Annotated in this window: 19 protein-coding genes, 1 pseudogene and 2 riboswitches; of the genes and pseudogenes, 8 read left to right on the top strand and 12 right to left on the bottom strand. The window is 40.7% G+C overall.

The window, feature by feature from the left end:
• Positions 1-72: 72 nt before the first annotated feature.
• The 8 genes from purB to MHI16_RS03480 form a co-directional block, all read right to left on the bottom strand.
• Positions 73-1,368, bottom strand: coding sequence for an adenylosuccinate lyase (gene purB, locus MHI16_RS03515; RefSeq protein WP_058015533.1), 1,296 nt, complete (start codon positions 1,366-1,368; stop codon positions 73-75).
• On the bottom strand, positions 1,365-2,507 hold the full coding sequence (purK, locus tag MHI16_RS03510; RefSeq protein WP_268467456.1) for a 5-(carboxyamino)imidazole ribonucleotide synthase: 1,143 nt from the start codon (positions 2,505-2,507) through the stop codon (positions 1,365-1,367). The genes purB and purK overlap by 4 nt, the downstream gene beginning before the upstream one ends.
• Complete coding sequence (gene purE / locus MHI16_RS03505) at positions 2,500-2,988, bottom strand: 5-(carboxyamino)imidazole ribonucleotide mutase (RefSeq protein WP_058015578.1); 489 nt, start codon at positions 2,986-2,988, stop codon at positions 2,500-2,502. The genes purK and purE overlap by 8 nt, the downstream gene beginning before the upstream one ends.
• 169 nt (positions 2,989-3,157) lie before the next feature.
• Positions 3,158-3,259: riboswitch (purine riboswitch) on the bottom strand.
• A gap of 79 nt (positions 3,260-3,338) precedes the next feature.
• A complete protein-coding gene (locus MHI16_RS03500) occupies positions 3,339-3,539 on the bottom strand; it encodes an NETI motif-containing protein (RefSeq protein WP_012009137.1) in 201 nt (66 codons plus the stop codon).
• Positions 3,536-4,090, bottom strand: coding sequence for a DUF2179 domain-containing protein (locus MHI16_RS03495; RefSeq protein WP_024424505.1), 555 nt, complete (start codon positions 4,088-4,090; stop codon positions 3,536-3,538). Before MHI16_RS03495 ends, MHI16_RS03500 begins: the two co-directional genes overlap by 4 nt.
• 408 nt (positions 4,091-4,498) lie before the next feature.
• Positions 4,499-5,299 carry a hypothetical protein gene (locus tag MHI16_RS03490; RefSeq protein ID WP_268467458.1) on the bottom strand — a complete coding sequence of 267 codons (801 nt, stop codon included), beginning with the start codon at positions 5,297-5,299 and terminating at the stop codon, positions 4,499-4,501.
• Between the two features lie 219 nt (positions 5,300-5,518).
• Positions 5,519-6,844: an NCS2 family permease gene (locus MHI16_RS03485; protein ID WP_050945706.1), complete on the bottom strand. Its 1,326-nt coding sequence runs from the start codon at positions 6,842-6,844 to the stop codon at positions 5,519-5,521.
• A gap of 144 nt (positions 6,845-6,988) precedes the next feature.
• A riboswitch (purine riboswitch) is annotated at positions 6,989-7,090 on the bottom strand.
• 115 nt (positions 7,091-7,205) lie between these two features.
• Entirely contained in the window at positions 7,206-8,102 is an 897-nt protein-coding gene (locus MHI16_RS03480; protein WP_253622898.1) for a LysR family transcriptional regulator, read from the bottom strand.
• 101 nt (positions 8,103-8,203) lie between these two features.
• Between MHI16_RS03480 and MHI16_RS03475 the strand changes: the two genes are divergently transcribed.
• Positions 8,204-9,391, top strand: a complete 1,188-nt coding sequence (locus tag MHI16_RS03475; protein ID WP_268467460.1) for an MFS transporter — start codon at positions 8,204-8,206, stop codon at positions 9,389-9,391.
• Between the two features lie 18 nt (positions 9,392-9,409).
• On the opposite strand, the gene MHI16_RS03470 is transcribed toward MHI16_RS03475, so the two are convergent.
• Both MHI16_RS03470 and MHI16_RS03465 read right to left on the bottom strand, forming a co-directional pair.
• Positions 9,410-10,855 carry a DUF4179 domain-containing protein gene (locus tag MHI16_RS03470; protein WP_268467461.1) on the bottom strand — a complete coding sequence of 482 codons (1,446 nt, stop codon included), beginning with the start codon at positions 10,853-10,855 and terminating at the stop codon, positions 9,410-9,412.
• Positions 10,824-11,369 (bottom strand): sigma-70 family RNA polymerase sigma factor, encoded by a 546-nt coding sequence (locus MHI16_RS03465; RefSeq protein ID WP_268467463.1) that lies wholly within the window; start codon positions 11,367-11,369, stop codon positions 10,824-10,826. Before MHI16_RS03465 ends, MHI16_RS03470 begins: the two co-directional genes overlap by 32 nt.
• A 179-nt stretch (positions 11,370-11,548) precedes the next feature.
• On the opposite strand from MHI16_RS03465, the gene MHI16_RS03460 reads away from it, so the two are divergent.
• The 5 genes from MHI16_RS03460 to MHI16_RS03440 all read left to right on the top strand — a co-directional run bounded on the left by MHI16_RS03460 (position 11,549) and on the right by MHI16_RS03440 (position 13,985).
• The gene (locus MHI16_RS03460) at positions 11,549-11,734 is read left to right on the top strand and encodes a hypothetical protein (RefSeq protein WP_012009130.1); all 186 of its coding nucleotides are present in this window, start codon (positions 11,549-11,551) and stop codon (positions 11,732-11,734) included.
• Positions 11,735-11,738: 4 nt separating this feature from the next.
• The gene (locus tag MHI16_RS03455; RefSeq protein WP_268467465.1) at positions 11,739-12,299 is read left to right on the top strand and encodes a GNAT family N-acetyltransferase; all 561 of its coding nucleotides are present in this window, start codon (positions 11,739-11,741) and stop codon (positions 12,297-12,299) included.
• A gap of 5 nt (positions 12,300-12,304) precedes the next feature.
• On the top strand, positions 12,305-12,757 hold the full coding sequence (locus tag MHI16_RS03450) for a LytTR family DNA-binding domain-containing protein (RefSeq protein WP_058015542.1): 453 nt from the start codon (positions 12,305-12,307) through the stop codon (positions 12,755-12,757).
• Between the two features lie 5 nt (positions 12,758-12,762).
• On the top strand, positions 12,763-13,173 hold the full coding sequence (locus tag MHI16_RS03445) for a hypothetical protein (protein ID WP_111912118.1): 411 nt from the start codon (positions 12,763-12,765) through the stop codon (positions 13,171-13,173).
• 95 nt (positions 13,174-13,268) lie between these two features.
• Entirely contained in the window at positions 13,269-13,985 is a 717-nt protein-coding gene (locus tag MHI16_RS03440) for a CPBP family intramembrane glutamic endopeptidase (protein ID WP_268467470.1), read from the top strand.
• A gap of 230 nt (positions 13,986-14,215) precedes the next feature.
• Here MHI16_RS03440 and MHI16_RS03435 read toward each other — a convergent pair.
• Together MHI16_RS03435 and MHI16_RS03430 are read right to left on the bottom strand one after the other, a co-directional pair.
• Positions 14,216-14,522, bottom strand: a pseudogene (locus MHI16_RS03435) (GNAT family protein); the annotation flags it as partial.
• Positions 14,521-14,964 carry an Lrp/AsnC family transcriptional regulator gene (locus MHI16_RS03430; protein ID WP_144525949.1) on the bottom strand — a complete coding sequence of 148 codons (444 nt, stop codon included), beginning with the start codon at positions 14,962-14,964 and terminating at the stop codon, positions 14,521-14,523. The gene MHI16_RS03430 and the pseudogene MHI16_RS03435, both read right to left, overlap by 2 nt.
• 219 nt (positions 14,965-15,183) lie before the next feature.
• Between MHI16_RS03430 and MHI16_RS03425 the strand changes: the two genes are divergently transcribed.
• Positions 15,184-16,401, top strand: coding sequence for an MFS transporter (locus MHI16_RS03425; protein WP_342498089.1), 1,218 nt, complete (start codon positions 15,184-15,186; stop codon positions 16,399-16,401).
• Between the two features lie 354 nt (positions 16,402-16,755).
• The gene (locus MHI16_RS03420; protein WP_058015547.1) at positions 16,756-17,643 is read left to right on the top strand and encodes an AraC family transcriptional regulator; all 888 of its coding nucleotides are present in this window, start codon (positions 16,756-16,758) and stop codon (positions 17,641-17,643) included.
• Positions 17,644-17,902 lie beyond the last annotated feature (259 nt).

Genomic DNA, 17,902 nt, shown 5'->3' with positions numbered 1-17,902 from the left:
TCAGGTTGGCCTCCTAATTTGAATGTTGGCAATTTTCAGGATTGGGCACCTGACAAGCAGGTGGCCCTTTTCTTACACAAGACCTAGACGTTCGAAAATCATATCGACATTTTTCAAGTGATAGTTGTAATCGAAGCAGTCAGCGATTTGTTCAGGTGTTAAGCGTGATGTGATTTTTTCCTCCGCTTCTACTAATGAACGGAATGGCACTTGCTTCTCCCACGCTTCCATTGCCTTTGGCTGAACCGTATCATATGCCTCTTCACGTGCCATGCCTGTATCGATTAATGCAAGAAGAACACGCTGTGAGTAAATCAAGCCAAGTGTGCGGTCCATGTTGCGTTTCATGTTCTCAGGGAAGACCGTCAAGTTTTTCACAATGTTTGAGAAACGGTTTAGCATGTAGTTCAGTGCAATCGTTGCATCTGGTAAAATGATGCGCTCAGCAGACGAATGAGAAATATCACGCTCATGCCAAAGTGGTACATTTTCATAAGCTGTCAGCATATATCCACGGATGACGCGGGCAATTCCCGTCATATTTTCAGAACCGATTGGGTTCCGTTTATGCGGCATTGCTGATGATCCCTTTTGTCCTTTTGCGAAGAACTCTTCTACTTCACGTGTTTCACTCTTTTGAAGACCACGGATTTCAACAGCAAATTTCTCAATGCTTGTTGCGACGAGTGCAAGAGTAGCCATGTAATCGGCATGACGATCACGCTGCAAGGTTTGGGTGGAGATTGGTGCAGCTTTGATGCCAAGCTTCTCACATACATATTGCTCAACAAACGGGTCGATGTTCGCATATGTGCCAACAGCCCCAGAAATTTTTCCAAATTCGATACCGGCTTTTGCTTGTTTAAAACGTTCTAGGTTACGCTTCATTTCTTCGTACCAAAGACCAAGCTTCAGACCAAATGTTGTCGGTTCAGCGTGTACACCGTGTGTACGTCCCATCATGACAGTGTATTTATGCTCTTTCGCTTTTTCTTTTAGGATGTCAACAAATCTCTCAATGTCCTTGAGCAAGATATCGTTTGCCTGCTTTAATAGATATGAAAGCGCCGTATCCACTACGTCTGTAGATGTTAGCCCGTAATGAACCCACTTTCTTTCTTCTCCTAGAGATTCAGATACAGCACGCGTAAAGGCAACCACGTCATGGCGCGTGTCTTGTTCAATCTCTAAAATACGATCAATATCAAAGCTTGCATTCTTACGCATAGTCACAACGTCTTCTTTTGGAATAACACCAAGCTCTGCCCAAGCTTCACAAGCGAGAATTTCTACTTCAAGCCATGCATTAAATTTGTTTTCCTCTGTCCAGATTGCTGACATTTCTGGTCGTGCGTAACGTTCGATCATTTCCCGTTTCCTCCATCTCTTTCAGTCCATATCTTTGTGATGTTTGTCATCCATTCATCATCAAGCTGTTTCATAAATGTCATATGCCCCATTTTGCGGCCGGCTTTTACTTCATGCTTTCCATATAGATAAAGCTTCGCTTCTTTGAGAAGCTCGGGAAGCTCTATTGGGATGTCTACTTCATCGCCTAATAAGTTCACCATCATGCCCTCTGACAAAAGGGCTGTGCCGCCAAGCGGTAAACCGCATATCGCGCGAACGTGCTGTTCAAACTGACTCGTCTCACATAAATCGAGCGTATAATGACCAGAATTATGCGGGCGAGGCGCCAGTTCATTGACGAGCAGCTCTCCTTCGTTTGTCAGGAACAGTTCTACAGCAAGTGTACCCACTAGCCCCAGCTTTTCAGCCAGTGTCGTTGCCAGCACTTTTGCCTTCTCCTGAATGCTTTCATCAACTCTTGCAGGCACAATGCTCTGGAACAAAATGTTGTGCTTATGAATGTTCTCAGCGACTGGGAATACCGCAATCTCCCCATGAATAGAACGAGTGACGATCACCGAGAGCTCCATTTGAAATGGGACCCAGCTTTCTAAAATACAAGTTCCATGTGTGAGCAATTCAGATGCTTCGTGAAGCTGTCCTGTTTCCTTGATCACATACTGCCCTTTTCCGTCGTAGCCGCCTCTGCATGTTTTCAAAACGGCTGGCAAACCAAGTACAGTTACTGCGTCTTCCAGCTCTTTTTCATCATGAACGATGCGATAAGGCGCAACTTCACAGCCTGCATCTACAATCCCTTTTTTCTCCGTTTCACGATTTTGCGTTAAAAGAAGAAGTTCACTTCCTTGCGGCAAATTGGCTTCTTCCTTCAATTGATTAAGTGCATCGTAATCAATATTTTCAAATTCATATGTCACGACATCGCTGATTTCTGCGAGCTGTCTGATTCCATCCAGATCACTATATGCAGCTGTGATTTCTGTATCAGCAACCTGTCCACAAGGAGATTGTGCGACTGGGTCTAATACAGCTGTCCGGTACCCCATTTGCTTTGCGCTGACGGCCATATATCTGCCAAGCTGTCCTCCGCCGATAATACCGATGGTTGCGTTTGGAAAAATGGTCTGCTTAGCCAAGCTGATCACTGCTTTCTAGTACAGTCTGTTTTGTTTGCTCTCTTCTTTCCTCAAGGCGAGCAGCGATTGTTTCATCAAAAGCTGAAATCATTTGTGCGGCTAGAAGGCCTGCATTTGTTGCACCGGCTTTGCCAATCGCCACTGTCGCAACTGGTACACCGCCTGGCATTTGAACGATGGATAATAAGGAATCCAGCCCATTTAGTGCTTTTGATTGTACGGGCACACCAATGACCGGCAGTGTCGTTTTTGCTGCGACCATCCCCGGTAAATGTGCTGCGCCTCCAGCACCGGCAATGATGACTTTTAGTCCTTTACCTCTTGCTTCTGCCGCATATTCAAACATCAAGTCAGGTGTCCGGTGTGCGGATACGACCTGTTTTTCATACGGAATGTCTAATTCCTCTAAGATATCGCACGCATTTTTCATTGTTTCCCAATCAGATGTACTTCCCATGATGACACCTACAAGCGGCTTCATTTTGTCCCCACCTTTAAGCTGATATTCGATTTTGTATCGTTTGACACGCTTCCCAAACCTAAGCAGCTTGTCAAACGCCGAACAAAAAGGCCCGATTTGCATTGCATTGTTAGGAAGCAACACAAACCGGGCCATGGTAAGCGCTGTTCGCTTTTGAAACGCCATGTCAGTTTTGTTCACTATCCTGCATAGTCCAGTCATTTACGGTAACTGGGTAGAAACTTATGGGCCATATTCCCAAGATTATATGAGGTTCGTGTTTTGAATTCATGTTTATCTTAACAACGGATGTTCATGATGTCAACGGATTTATCGAACAATCTATGAAGTCGTCGTTTTAATGTTCGGATTTAGACTATTTTTCCTTCAAATACGATTTTTTTCCCAATCGGAATGATCTGAATCGACCCATTTTCCTTCTTTTCCTGAAAAATGGGCTCCTCCATTCGTCGGACAGGCGAGTAGCCTTCCGCTGCCATCTGGGACAACACTTGATCGATCGTCATGTTGTCTTCCACATAGAATTTCTTCTTCTTTGGTTTTGCGGTCATTCTTTAATTCTCCTTTTCTTCACAGCCTTCACCCAGAAGCCGCCATGAATCGATTTGGGCTCATATGAAATGATAAATGCCTTTGAATCCAGCGTTTTAATCGTTTCATATAATTGCAGTTCATATTTCCTCGGTGTTAAAATTTGCAATGCTGTCCGGTCTCCTTCAAGACCGCCTGCTACCCAGCTGGTGACACCATATCCTTTTTCTCTCAATTGTCTTGGGAGATCGACATCTAATTCTTTTGTGATCACGTTAACAGTTGTGTAGCCAAGTGCCAGCTTCTCTTCAATTTTCATCCCGACAATGATCCCCATCCCATAACCTAACGCATACGCAATGACATTTTGGATTTGATCTAAGTTATCAAGTACGATACTTAATCCAATCACATAAATCAGCATTTCAATCGTACCAGCAAAAGCTGCTGCGTACCGTCTGCCTTTCATTGTTAAAATCAAACGCATGGTGGAAAAAGAGACATAGACAATATTAATCACTAAAATGATCAAAACCATGGTGAACGCATTGGATAAAAGTTGTTGAAGCACGATTCGAACCCCCTGCACTAAAAAATCAAATAAAGCACCCCATATTCTACTAGAGAACATACCTTGATACAATCAAATTTGCGCGAGAAAAACACATATATCTTTCGACAAGAACGGTGGTCTTTGTTACCAAGAGTTTACCCGTTTTTTCCTCTTCTCAACATGAAAACCTCCTTTTTCAAAAAAGGAGGTTTCAGATTGTTGACAAAGGGCTAAAATGATCTTGATTTTAGCCCTTTGTCTCCTTGTCAGCGTGATAGAAAACCTTTGCAGTCTAGAAAGGACGAGTACTGGCGCGGAGCGAATTTGACATTCGCGAGCACCAGCACGCAGGACTGACACCGAATGCGAGGGTTTGTCTAAACGCTGAACCTCCTTTTTCAAAAAAGGAGGTTTTCAGTGTGTGTATTATCCAAATCGAACAGGCACAAGTGAAGGAATCAAATACTCTCCGACAATGCCCCAGAGCAGTGCAATGATGACAAGCTCCACCAATAAAAAGATCCAGCCGGCATACATCAAATCACCGCGCACCGCTTCATGCTCCGATTGAATCGAGCGAAACAGCACGACCGCAATCAACTGAAGACCAAAAAACATCATCACAGATAAAATGACCGTCACATATGGAATATTCAGCATGGCAAATACAAGCCAAAGGATAGCTAAAACCAAAACCGGTACAAGTGCGGCACCAAACTTCATGATCACTTCTTTCAGTGATATGTTTCCTTTTAACATGTATTTTCCGAGTAACCAGACGGTCAGCATCATCAATGTGAGCAGAATGAGTGTAAAGACCGCTACCCTCAAAAAGGCGTCACCAAAAGAGTAATGAATGCCAAAGCCTAATAAACGAGTCTTTGACGCCTTTAATTGAACATAGTTGCCTAAAGCAAAAAACACGCTGAATAACACAATCGAGATCCAGGCGTACTTCATCCGTAATGTTTCCGCTTGATTGATGGCCCGGCTCGGTGATTTTAACATCGCAAGTCCATATGAGCCATAGCGCTTAAACGCGCCTCCTACACCTTGCAGCATGCGCTGAATGGTAGAACGCTCATCATCGGCTGCCGCTTTTACTTTCGACGTTCTTCCACGTTTTGCGGCGCTTCTGCTAAGACGAGATTGTCTCGTTTCTTGATCTATTGATGGCTCTTCATTTTTTACGTCTGATGTACTTTGCTCTTCATCTTTTTCTAACATCTCATATCAACTCCTATCCAGTACAATCCTTACAGGCTCATACGAATGACCTGTAAGGATGACTCCTCTTAAAGTAGCGGAGTCTCTCTGTTCAGTCAAGATTCCTTGACGTTCATACGAATAGACGGCTAAAGGGCATCAGAGGTTTTAAAATGGCAAGAAAATTAGGACAAAACAAAAAAACAGCAGCTTCCATGAGCTGCTGTTTCAGGTGAACTATTAATGATTTAAGAAAGCAAAGTAGAGAATAAAGATCACAAACAATCCGTACATAATTGGATGTACTTCTTTGGCTTTCCCTTTAAAGATCATCGTAATCGGGTAGAAAATAAAGCCAACCGCAATCCCTGTTGCAATACTATATGTGAGTGGCATCATAATCATGGTTAAGAATGCTGGGACGGCGATTTCAAAACGATCCCATGCAATCTTCGCAAGCGGAGCGACCATCAGTGCACCAACAATGATTAAAGCAGGTGCTGTCACATTCGATGTAACGATAGATAAAAGCGGCGAGAAGAACATCGCAAGCAAGAAGAAAATCCCTGTCACGACAGCTGCAAATCCTGAACGTGCACCAGCAGCAACACCTGAGCTAGATTCAACATAAGATGTTGTCGTCGATGTTCCAAGAATAGAACCTACAACGATTGAAGATGAATCCGCTAGAAGTGCTCTTCCTGCACGCGGCAGCTCATTATTTTTCATTAAACCAGCTTGGGTTGCAACAGCCACAAGCGTTCCTGCTGTATCAAAGAATCCAACGAATAAGAACGTTAAAATCACGACAAGCATTTGAATCGAGAAGATGTCTGGCAAGTGAATCAAGGCTTGTCCAAAGGTTGGAGATAAGCTTGGAATACTTCCCACAATTTGCGTCGGTACTGGGACAAGACCAACAATCATTCCTGCAATAGCTGTCACAAGCATCCCAATGAAGACACCTGCATTCACTCGCAGAACCATTAAAATGACAGTCACCACGATACCAAACACCGTTAATAAGACAGGACCACTATGAATGTTCCCAATGGAAACGAGCGTATTATCGTTATTGGCAATTATGCCAGAGCCTTGCAGACCGACAAACGTAATGAATAGACCAATACCCGCACCAACCGCCAGCTTTAGCTCAGCCGGAATGGCATTGATGATTTTTTCACGGAAACCTGTTAAAGAAAGGGCAACGAAAATCAACCCTGAAACAAATACACCAGAAAGTGCTGCTTCCCATGTGATGCCCATGCCAAGAACAACCGAGAAGGCGAAAAAGGCATTCAAGCCCATACCTGGGGCAATCGCAATTGGATACCTGGCAATCAGCCCCATCAGAATACACCCTGCGGCAGAGGCTAACGCCGTCGCAGTAAAGACAGCGCCCTGATCAATTCGTAATTTATCTGGAAAATCCGGTACCGACACTAAAGCAAGTGTGATCGGATTGACAAACAAAATGTAAGCCATCGACAAAAATGTGGTTAAACCACCGATGATTTCTCTGCGGTAATTCGTTCCTAACTCATCAAATTGAAAAAACTGTTTCAAGCCAACTGACTCCCTTCATGTCCTTTTGCTTTAGTCTGCCCCATTCACAAGTCAAATAAAAAACGCCCCAACAGTTTTGGGACGCTTGACTACATATGTGAATTCAGACGGTGACATAAAACAAGAACAATGCATGATTTATATCAAACGAGTGTGAATTGACGTAGTCAAGCTATTTACGGTAGCTTGGTAGAAACTTGCGGGCCATATCCCCGCTATTATACGACTTCTATCTATTTGATTTCTGTGTCTATTGTACCAACTTCATTTTTAAAACACAATACGAAAAGCGAACATTTTTCAAAGAAATGTCCGCTTCATTCGTCTTATTACACGAATTTGGAAAATCGCATGTAGTTCTTTATACACCCTTCTCCAAATCCTTCTCTTTTGCAAAAACTGCTTCGGCTACATGGAAAAACTCTTTCACTGCCGGAGAAGCTTGGGAGAGAGACGGACAGGCGAGCGCAACCTCACGATGATGAGAGACATTCAGCTGGCGAATATGCACAAGCTGCTGCGTTTTTAAAAACAGCTCAGGACCTATCGTGACACCAAGCCCTTCCCCAACCATACGAGCAATGGTCGTACAATCGTGTACTTCAAATAAAGTAGCTGGCTTCAATTGAGCCTCAGAAAAAATATCCTCTACATGTGATTGATACATGCCAGTCGGCATAATAAATGGTTCATCCGCCAAATCTGTGATGTCTACAATGGACTGCTGGTGAAAACGATGATTTGGATGATAGGCGACCACCATCTCATCTTTGATCAGCGGCAGCAAGTCAAAAGCTTCATCTGCATGACCTTTCACAACAAAACCAACATCAATGATGCCAGAGTCTAGCCACTCCAATATTTCTTCATACGTTCCCTCATAAAATTTAAATTCGATTTTCGGATGCTTTTTCTGATAGCTCACAAGCAGCTTAGGTAATAAACAAGCTGATGCACTGGCAAAAGTTCCGATACGAATCAAGCCCGTTTCGATATTTTTCGTTAACGCAATCTCCTGCTGGATCTTCTCCACCCTATTTAACACTTCTCTAATATGCGGGAGAAGCGTTTGACCGATATCTGTCAGCATGATGCCCTTTTTTCGATCACGAATGAATAAGGACACACCCCACTCCGTTTCTAAACTCGCCACCGCATGACTCACCGCGGACTGCGTCATATTTAATGCTTCAGCTGCTGCGGTAAAACTGCCAAGCTCGACCACTTTTGCGATAATATCAAAGCGAACAAAGCTCATGAGTATTCCCTCATCTCCTTCATGAAAAACATCAATTTTACTTATGTTAGCACGGAATTTAAACTAAATACAACGTATCAAATTGAAGGAAGGGTTCAAAAATGAAAAACACATCATATCAGCTATTGATTATTCTTTTAGCTGTCGGTTCATTCGTCACAGGCACGTCAGAATTCGTCGTGTCAGGCATTCTAGATATCATTGCTGTTGATTTACACATCTCCATTCCTGCTGCCGGGCAGCTTATTACCATTTACTCTCTCTTTTATGCAGTAGGTGCTCTCTTTTTAGTCATGGCAACATCGAAATTGAACCGAAAAAAGGTTCTGTTATCGGCTATTTTTGTGTTTATTTTAGGCAATGTAGTCGCCTTTTTTAGTCAACACTTTGTGCTGCTCCTGCTATCCCGAGTTATCATGGCCATGAGTGGCGGCTTATATATTGTCGTCGCCACGAATTATGCAGCGCAGATCGCCCCTCCAGAAAAAAAGGGAAGCGCAATGGCAACGGTCATTACTGGTTTTACCGTTTCACTCGTACTTGGTGTCCCTATTGGCACATTTTTATCAGGTCATGTGGATTGGCATTATATTTTTCTCATCATTGCACTAGGTACTGCTTGTCTTTTACTACTGCTTTATCAATTACTGCCACGCATGGAGGGACATTCACATATGCCATTGAAGCAGCAATTACATCTCCTTCAAGATAGCAGGGTAATCAGTGGATTAGCCACGACCGTCTTTTGGATCTTAGGCTACACAATGGTATTCGCTTATATCTCGCCTTTATTACGACAGACTGCTGGCTTCTCTCTTGAAATGACAAGTATCGCCTTACTCATTTTAGGAATCGCTGCTTTTATAGGCTCACGATTTGGCGGCTTCGCCGTTGATCAATGGGGACCAAACCGAACCATCTCGATCAGCATCATGATCCAGATGCTCGCTCTCTTTGCCATATTCTTTACGCAATTCTCTACAATAAGCATCTTGATTACGCTTGCCATATGGGGCATCGCTACATGGACGACAACTCCAGCGAAGCAGTTTTACCTCATCTCTCTAAAACCGCAAGCATCAGAAACCGTGCTGAGTTTTAATACAGCGATTATGAATATCGGCATGATGCTCGGATCGTCAATGGGCGGTGTGATTATACAATATACAAATGTCACGAACTTAAGCTGGATTGGCGGTTTAGCCAGTTTTGTCGCATTCATGTTGATTCGGTACTCGTTCCATCGTCATCGACTGGCCCAAAAGCAGGCAAAAAGCGAACATGTATAACCATGTTCGCTCTTTTATTTATTGACTAGCTTTTGATGTTTCTTTTTTGACTGGAATGGTTACCTCTATTTCTTTGAGCGGTGCCAACATATTCAGTTCTGACAAATCAAGATAAAGACCATATTCTTTAAAAGAAAAATGGTTTAATGATAAAGTCTCTAGATTCTTATCATCAAATTCAAAGGTGGATTGCATGGAAGCTGTCTTTAAATTCGTCACTTTCGCATGGTTCCCCTTCAAGTAATATCCGCTTTCATAGTCTGCTTGTGGATCGGGCCATGATTTCATCTTTTCAACATCGCCTAATCCAATGAATTCACCTATATTCTCCATCACATTCTGATCTAATTCTTTTTGATCTACACCAGTAAATTGATAATCAACGATCACAGAACGGTCTTTTTGCTCTATCTTATTTATTTTGATTCCGATGCCATGGTGTTTTGTTTTGAACTGAATAGGCAGCTTTGTCTGAAGAGGAATGATATGGCTGTATTCTCGTTCGTTTCTCACATCCGTGTAAAATGTCAATTCAGTCGCCTTTGGATTAATCGGTTGATTCAAAATCGTCAAATGATCTTTTCTAGTTTTGTCAGAAGTCAGTTGTTTTTTTCTTAAAACGGTTCCAATCTCAAGCTCATACTCATTCCCTAAATTATCTTTCATTCCATCTATACTGACTTTATCATCTTTGGCAAAACCATTGTAATCAATGGCATATTGAATAGCAGAGCCATCCACTCCATTTTCTACCTTTACGTTTCTTATTTGATAACGTCCATTTAAAATAGACACGTCTTTTTGTCCCGCTAATAAAGTGGTTTTTTGCTTGACCACAGGTAACTTGAAGCGCCAATTTCCTACAATATCCCCAATCTTCGAAATAACAAGCGGTACTTGTTGACCTTGTTTGATCGTTTGTCCATTTGTATAGACTTCCGTCTGCCCAACATAGCGGCCATCTTTTAATTTTTTTAACTCTGTTTTATCAAAATTCAGTTGAAAGTTTCCATCGATTTTTTCTGGATTCACTCTAAACGATACAACATCTTCTTTTGTATGGAAATTCTCCACAGTAAACGTATAAACAAGCCGCCCTGCATCATAGTACACACTGTTTACTTTCACAGTAACCCCTCTTGATTCAGCCCCCTCATTGACGTGCTTCACCAAATCACTCTGAAAAAGAGACATTCCTACTTTATCGTGAAACATCATATAAAACTGTCCAATAATCGGGACACGTGCCATCGCTGTATTAAGAGAAGGAAAAAGGAAGCCTGATGAAAAATAAAGAACGATTAGTATGATGACAGAATATATTGGCGTTCTCCAATTCCATGTGAACCAACGTCTTTTCTTTTCCGCTTTCACATCTCCTATTGCTTGGCGAATTGCAGAGGTTACTTCAACCTTTGGTACTTCAATCTCATCATAAAGCTTTTTCATTTCTTTTCGTTCCATCGACACTCTCCTCCTTTTCCAACGTTTGCTTTAATAACTTTCTTGCTCGATACAAATGAATTTTGACCGTTCCTTCAGGCAACCCCATCTGTTTAGAAATCATCGAAATCGAATAATCTTGAAAATAAAATAGCTGAATCACAATCTGGTATTGCTCGTCTAACACATCAAGTGCATGTTTTAAATCTAGCTTGTCTTCCAGAAAATCATTCCGCTCAACGCTTTCGTGCTGCTGATCAAACGGAACAACATCTTGCTGCTTTTTCTTCATCGCAAAAATTGTATGAATCAAAATCCGAGTCAGCCAGCTAGAAAAATAAGCTGGTTCTTTCAAGCCAGATAGATGCTTAAACGCTTTAAATACCGTCTCCTGAACAGCATCTAACGAATCCTCTTTATTTCTTGTGTAGAGAAAAGCCGTTTTATATAAACGCTCCTGATACATCAGCATTAATTTCTCAAATGCCGGGACATTCCCTTTTTGTGCTTTTTTAATTAGACGCACTTGCTTCATCTCACTCACACCTCCTACACCTGTTAGAGCAAGCTTTCTCTCAAACGGTTTCAACAAACGGACATTTCTTTTACTTAGCATATGTCGGATAAAAATAGAGAAAGTGAAGAATGGAGTCGAAAGAGCAACTTGAACTTTTGATATAATGGAAGAAATATCTACAAAAAGGAGTATGTCGATTGTTTCGATTCGAAGAACCCACGTGTGCTAGCTGTCAGAAAAAGATAGAAGGAAACGAAGAAGTGTACGTTAAGCTGGTCTATCCAAAGAGAAAAGGAATGACAGAGGTGAAGGCTTGGCTGAGGAATGAAGGGGTTTTTTATTGTAAGGCATGTACAGAACAAAAGACATCACATGGAGGATAAACACATGAACAAAATGACCTTTCCCCAATTATTTCCAACAATTCATACCGAAAGACTAATCTTAAAACAAGCAACGATCGAAGACGCTGAGGATATGCATATCTATTTATCCAATGAAACCGTGTGCCGCTACATGGGCATTGATGCTCATAAATCCATCGAAGACACAAAAGGAGAAATCAAGTGGTATGACAATATCTTCAAAGAACAAACAGGCATCAGGTGGGGCATTTCTTTAAAAGAAGATCCTGCGATCATCGGCAGCTGCGGCTTTCTCAATCTAGAAAAACAGCACTATCGCACCGAAATTGGCTATGAATTACACCACGATCATTGGAGAAAAGGCATCATGAAGGAAGCGATTGCTGCGGTGTTACGATATGGATTTCAGGAGATGAACCTGAACCGAATTGAAGCCATCATTGATCCAGCAAACACGTCCTCTGTTCAATTATTGGAGAAGATTGACTTTGTACGAGAGGGTTTATTGAGAGAGTATGATCTTGGTCAGGATGGGTTTGATGATGTGTATATGTATGCGATTTTGAAGAAGGATTACGAATAAAACAAATGAAAACAGATATTCATTTCATTCAAAAGCCGCAATCAGAATATGTTTCTTTTCACATTTATGAGCTTAATTCGACGATTGAAAAGCTTGTCCAGCAAGTGGAGCAATCAGCCCCCTTCTTCCTAGCGAAAGATCCTGAGAAAGAAAAAACGAAAAAGATTTATTATTACGACATCTTATATATAGAAAGCGTCGATAAAAGATCGTTTTTGTATACGACAGATGGGGTGTTTCTTATAAAAGAAAAGTTATTTGAACTCGAAGAGCAACTTGAGGCGCATGACTATGTCAGGATTTCGAAATCGATGATTCTTAATATTGATTATATCACGTCTATTTCTCCTAAAACGAGCGGCCGTTTCGAAGCAAACCTGACAAATGGAGAAAAAGTGATGATTTCACGTTTTTATATTCAAGCATTAAAAGAGAAGCTTGGGTTACGGAGGAAGTGAACAGGATGAAACGTTATATCACAAATCTTTTGATCACATTTTGTATGATCTTTACTGCACTCGTATTGATTTACTGTTTCACGTTTGGAACGATGCCCATCTATATTTTACAAGCAATCATGTTCAGTTCCTTTTTTTCAAGCGCCCTAACCTTCTTGCTATATCCAAAACAAACGTACAGTCATAAACGGATTCTTTTTCAACAAATTCTATATATCGTCCTTGTGATGTGTATGATTATGACCACCATCATCATTGTCAGCGCTGAAATCAGTCTCCTTTCGTTCATCGTGAATTTCCTTGTGGTCATGGCATTATTCTTTTTGATGAAGTACCTATTGTATAAAAAAGATCAAGCAACTGCTGAGGAAATCAACGAACTTTTACAGCAGCGAAAGAAACGAACAACATCTTAAAGTGCATCTTAGGGCTAAATATTGACATGTTAGGAAGATTTCATTGTGACTTCTGCTTGATTCCACTATTCTGACGTTAGAGGAGGAATCAAAACATGAAACCAATCACAATCATTCGAAAATCAGTACTTCTACTGTTGTTTTCTTTAATCATCCCAACAAGTGCAGGCGTCTATATATCCATCAAAGAAGTAACCGATCCAACGAACATCTATCTCATCAATGGCTGTGCGATGCTGGCTGGGTGTCTTTTACTTCTATTCATTATTCAAAAAAGTCGTTTTCACTTGAAAGAAATAGGTTTTCGAAAAGGGTCTCTTGGTATGTGGATATTTCCCATCCTTATCATCGAGGCCATTCCATTTATTGCTGGATTAAATAAGGATCTAACCCTTTCTTCCTTTATAGCACTTTGTTTCTTCATGGTGTGTGTCGGTCTGTTTGAAGAAGGAATCTTTCGATGCATTCTGTTTCAATATTTAAAACAGATCAATCTGAGTACCGCCATCTGGGGATCTGCCGTACTATTCGGCCTTGGTCATTCTGCTAATCTACTAAGCGGAAAAAGCCTCACATTAACAGTGGCACAAATCTTATTCGCCTTTTTATTTGGATTCGTTGCAGCTGAAATTGTGGCACTCACTAACAGCCTGCAATGGGTCATCATGTGGCACGCGGTGCATAATATCGTGGATCAAATGACAAATGGAAATACGCCTGTTGGAATGCAAATGCTTTTACTATCCATTCAATGTGTCATCTTGCTTGTTCTTGCCGTGATTTTGTGGAGAAAATTAAGAATAAAAAATTGAATGTTTAATAATGGCAGGTGAGTAGAATAGGAGGAAAGGAATGAAACAGCACACTTGGATTGAAGAACGAGGAAAATGGATCACCAAAACGAAGAACTGAATGATATGCAATTTTCCAATGAAATGAAATAAAGAGAAATGAGCGAGCTCAGTGCTTCGCTTTTTTATTTTCTAAAAGGCATTCCGAAAACAGAAAAATTAGATCGTAACAAAAGCCGATATCCTCAGCATCATGTTATCGAATCAACAACCTCTTTGCCAGACCATAAAACAGCTTGTCTAAGCAGCTCTTCTTTGATAAAACCATTTTTCAAAAGGACTTTTTTTGATACCTCGTTTGCCAGCTTGACCTCCACTTGAATTCTATTGATATCAATCTCTTCAAACATAAATTTCACTAGTGTAGAGACCCCCTTCTGTTGCAATGGCCTTACCCCAGTATTCCTCCGCCAAGATATAGCCAATCGTCACCACATTCATTTTTTGATTGAAGTCCGTTGTTTCGATTATGCCAGCTAGCATATGAGGCTTGTCCTTAAATATTTTCTATTAAATTTGGTATCAAAGGTTTGCTTTCTATGGGTGATGATAAGGAAATCAATGTAGTGGAATTCCCATACTTCATACTCTCATTTTCAAATAATTCAAGATCCCTTATAGATTCGGCTACTACTTTAATCAAATAATTGAATTCTCCGCTAATTCGGTGACATTCTACTACTTGTGAAGCCTCCTTACAATAATCAACGAAATGATTGCATGTGGTGGTTCGGAAAAGGATAAAAGCCACTATAGGTTTTCCAATTTTCTCATTTGAAATGACAGCACTATACCCCTTTATCACCCCTTGCTCTTCTAATCTTTTCACTCTTTCCGTAACTGCTGGTTGAGACAGCCCTATCAATCTTCCAAGGGAAGTCATTGACAACCTAGCATCTGACTGTAAACATTCTAATATATTTCTATCAATACTATCCATGTAATAATCCCTCCATATCATTAGATGATACTGACATTTCACCATAACTATTTAGAATGATAAACTCTAAAAATCATTATATAATAATTCAAAACCAATATCATTGAATTTCCTTAATTTCAAAGTTAAATACATACTAATACCTTGATTATCATATGTAAAACTCAACTACCTGTTAGTATAATTGATTTCATTAACTAATCAGGAGGGCTTTTACAAATGGATAACCATTTTAATTTAACTAAACCAAATCAAAAACCTTATACATCACCTTCAGAACGTCTACCTTGGGCTGGCTTAATTACACTTGCTATGGCTGGATTCATATGTGTTCTTACGGAAACAATGCCAGCAGGTCTATTGATACCGATCAGTGAAGGACTTGGTGTGTCAGAATCCCTAGCAGGTCAACTTGTTACGGCTTATGCTTCGGGCTCACTCATTGCAGCTATTCCACTTACAGCAGCAACACAAAGTTGGCGTAGGAAACCATTGCTTCTTTTATGTATGACTGGATTCCTTGTATTTAACACGATTACAGACCTTTCTTCTAGTCTGACTTTAACTCTAATCGTTCGTTTCTTTGCGGGTGTAACGGCGGGAATACTGTGGGGAATGACAGCGGGATACGCACGGTTGATGGCACCGAAGTCATTGAAAGGAAAAGCTATGGCTATAGCTATGATTGGTACTTCTTTTGCATTAGCTTTTGGTCTACCTGTTGGGACATTTCTTGGCTCCCTTGTTGGTTGGAGAACTGTCTTTGGTATCATGTCATTACTAGCTGTATTATCAATTTTATGGATTTTTTGGAAAATACCAGACTTCCCTGGACAAACTTCAGAAAAGCGAACGAGCCTATTCAAGGTGTTTATTACTCCTGGTGTTCGTCCCATTCTATTTGTTGTATTGGCTTGGGTACTTTCCCATAATATACTTTATACTTACATTGCACCATATCTATCCGAAGCAGGCCTTTCCCAGCGGGTTGATTTGGTCTTACTCATTTTTGGCGTTACATCTTTAATTGGAATCTGGATGATAGGTATATTCATTGAACGAATATTACGCACTTTGGTTTTAATGAGTCTTGCTGGGTTTGGATTGGCATCATTAGCGTTAGGTATCGGAATTAGTCAGCCTGCAATCATTTATGTTGCGGTTGCTTTATGGGGATTAACCTTTGGGGGAGCAGCAACACTAACGCAGACAGCAATAGCAGATCATGCGAAACAAGGTACTGATCTTGCTCAATCTATGCTGGTTACTGTTTGGAACCTGGCTATTGGCGGCGGGAGTGCAATTGGAGCCATTCTGATGGAATCATTTGACGTAAGTTCTATTCCATTGGTCATGGTATTCCTCATTGCACTTGGATTACTAGTAGTGTTTCGTGCAAATGTTTATGGATTTCCTTTAAAAACGAAAAAGAGCTAGAATCCCCTTATTTCAGTAAGTGGCTTCACCTTCATATCGGTTCATATACTTCTCTTCATTTACGATACGAGTTGAGATTTAGATGCCTACGTTGCTGTTCCGTATCGTTTGACAGAATAACTAAGTGAAAAAACCTGCCTTGAAGCGCCCGGACTCATATCCGACGCTTCAATTTCATGTATTTTAGATGGCTTTCATATTCACCTATACGAACAACAGGAAGGTACAAAATTTTCTTATTTATTTCTTAAAATGCTTTTCCCCGTTCTTTGATCTTGCAACATAGCACAAAAAGTCAAGTTTCTAAAAGATGATTTCCGCTATACTAAACTCGTAAAGCAAGGAGGTGCTCGATTGTCCTATCAAGAACATGAAAAAACGATTCAAGAAACATTGAATTATATTGAACAACATCTAAAAGACGATTTACCGCTACAAACTCTAGCGAAACATGCTGGTTATTCTAGGTTTCATTTTCACCGTATGTTCAAAAAAGTGATTAAGAAGTCAGTGGTTGATTATATACGGGAACGACGAATGACCCAAGCGGCAAAGGATTTAATTCATACGGATCAACGGGCGATTGACATCGCATTGCAGTATCGATTTAGTTCACAGGAATCCTTCACTAGAGCCTTTAAGAAGATATATGACATGTCACCCGCACGTTATCGGAAATTATTAAGGAATGTGATTAATGAGGAGGAAACAAATATGGCTGACAATCAGAACACACCTACTGGCTGGATTATGACGGGGGATACCCCATCTGACTATGAAACAGGTTTGGATAACAGAATTGTACACAGTGGGACTAACTCCGCTTATTTAAAATCAAAAGATGAAAAAGCTGGAGGTTTCGCAACATTGATGCAGCAAATTAAGTCTGATCGTTATCGAGGAGAACGGCTTCAATTTTCTGCTTTTGTTAAAAGCGAAGATGTGAAAGGCTCAGCTGGTTTATGGATGAGAATTGACCACTCTTCAGGTGAAGTTCTAGCGTTTGACAACATGATGAACCGTCCCATTACAGGAACAAATGGATGGAATCATTTTAGTGTCGTACTAGATGTTCCAGTAAAAAGTGAAGTCATTGCATTTGGCATATTACTACAAGGTCCAGGTCAAATTTGGATGGACGAACTTAGTTTTAAAATTGTAGATGAAAGTGTGCCAGTGACAGAACAAAATACTGTGGATCATTTAGAGGATGAACCAGTGAATTTAAATTTTGAAGGCTAGCAGACTGAAGTGAAGAGGAGATTGATTGCCATGAAAAAAATTGGTGCGATTTTATTGTTCGCTGTGAATTCACTTACCTTTATTTGTGGCCTCGGATTTATATTTGGTGAAGAGGATACCACATTAAAGCAGAAGTAAAATGAAGATAAGACACCCATAGGACAAAAAAAATCAATTGAAAAAGATATCCCTACCACTATCTCTTTTTTGTAAACTTGGTATAATAGAAAAAATCAGAAAAATTAGAAAGTGCTCCGAT

It is taken from the genome of Bacillus sp. FSL K6-0923 (genome assembly GCF_038630825.1).
GTDB classification, from domain to species: Bacteria; Bacillota; Bacilli; order Bacillales; family Bacillaceae; genus Bacillus; species Bacillus pumilus.
Note: the sequence above shows the minus strand (reverse complement) of the source record. Positions and strands in the feature narration are given on the sequence as shown.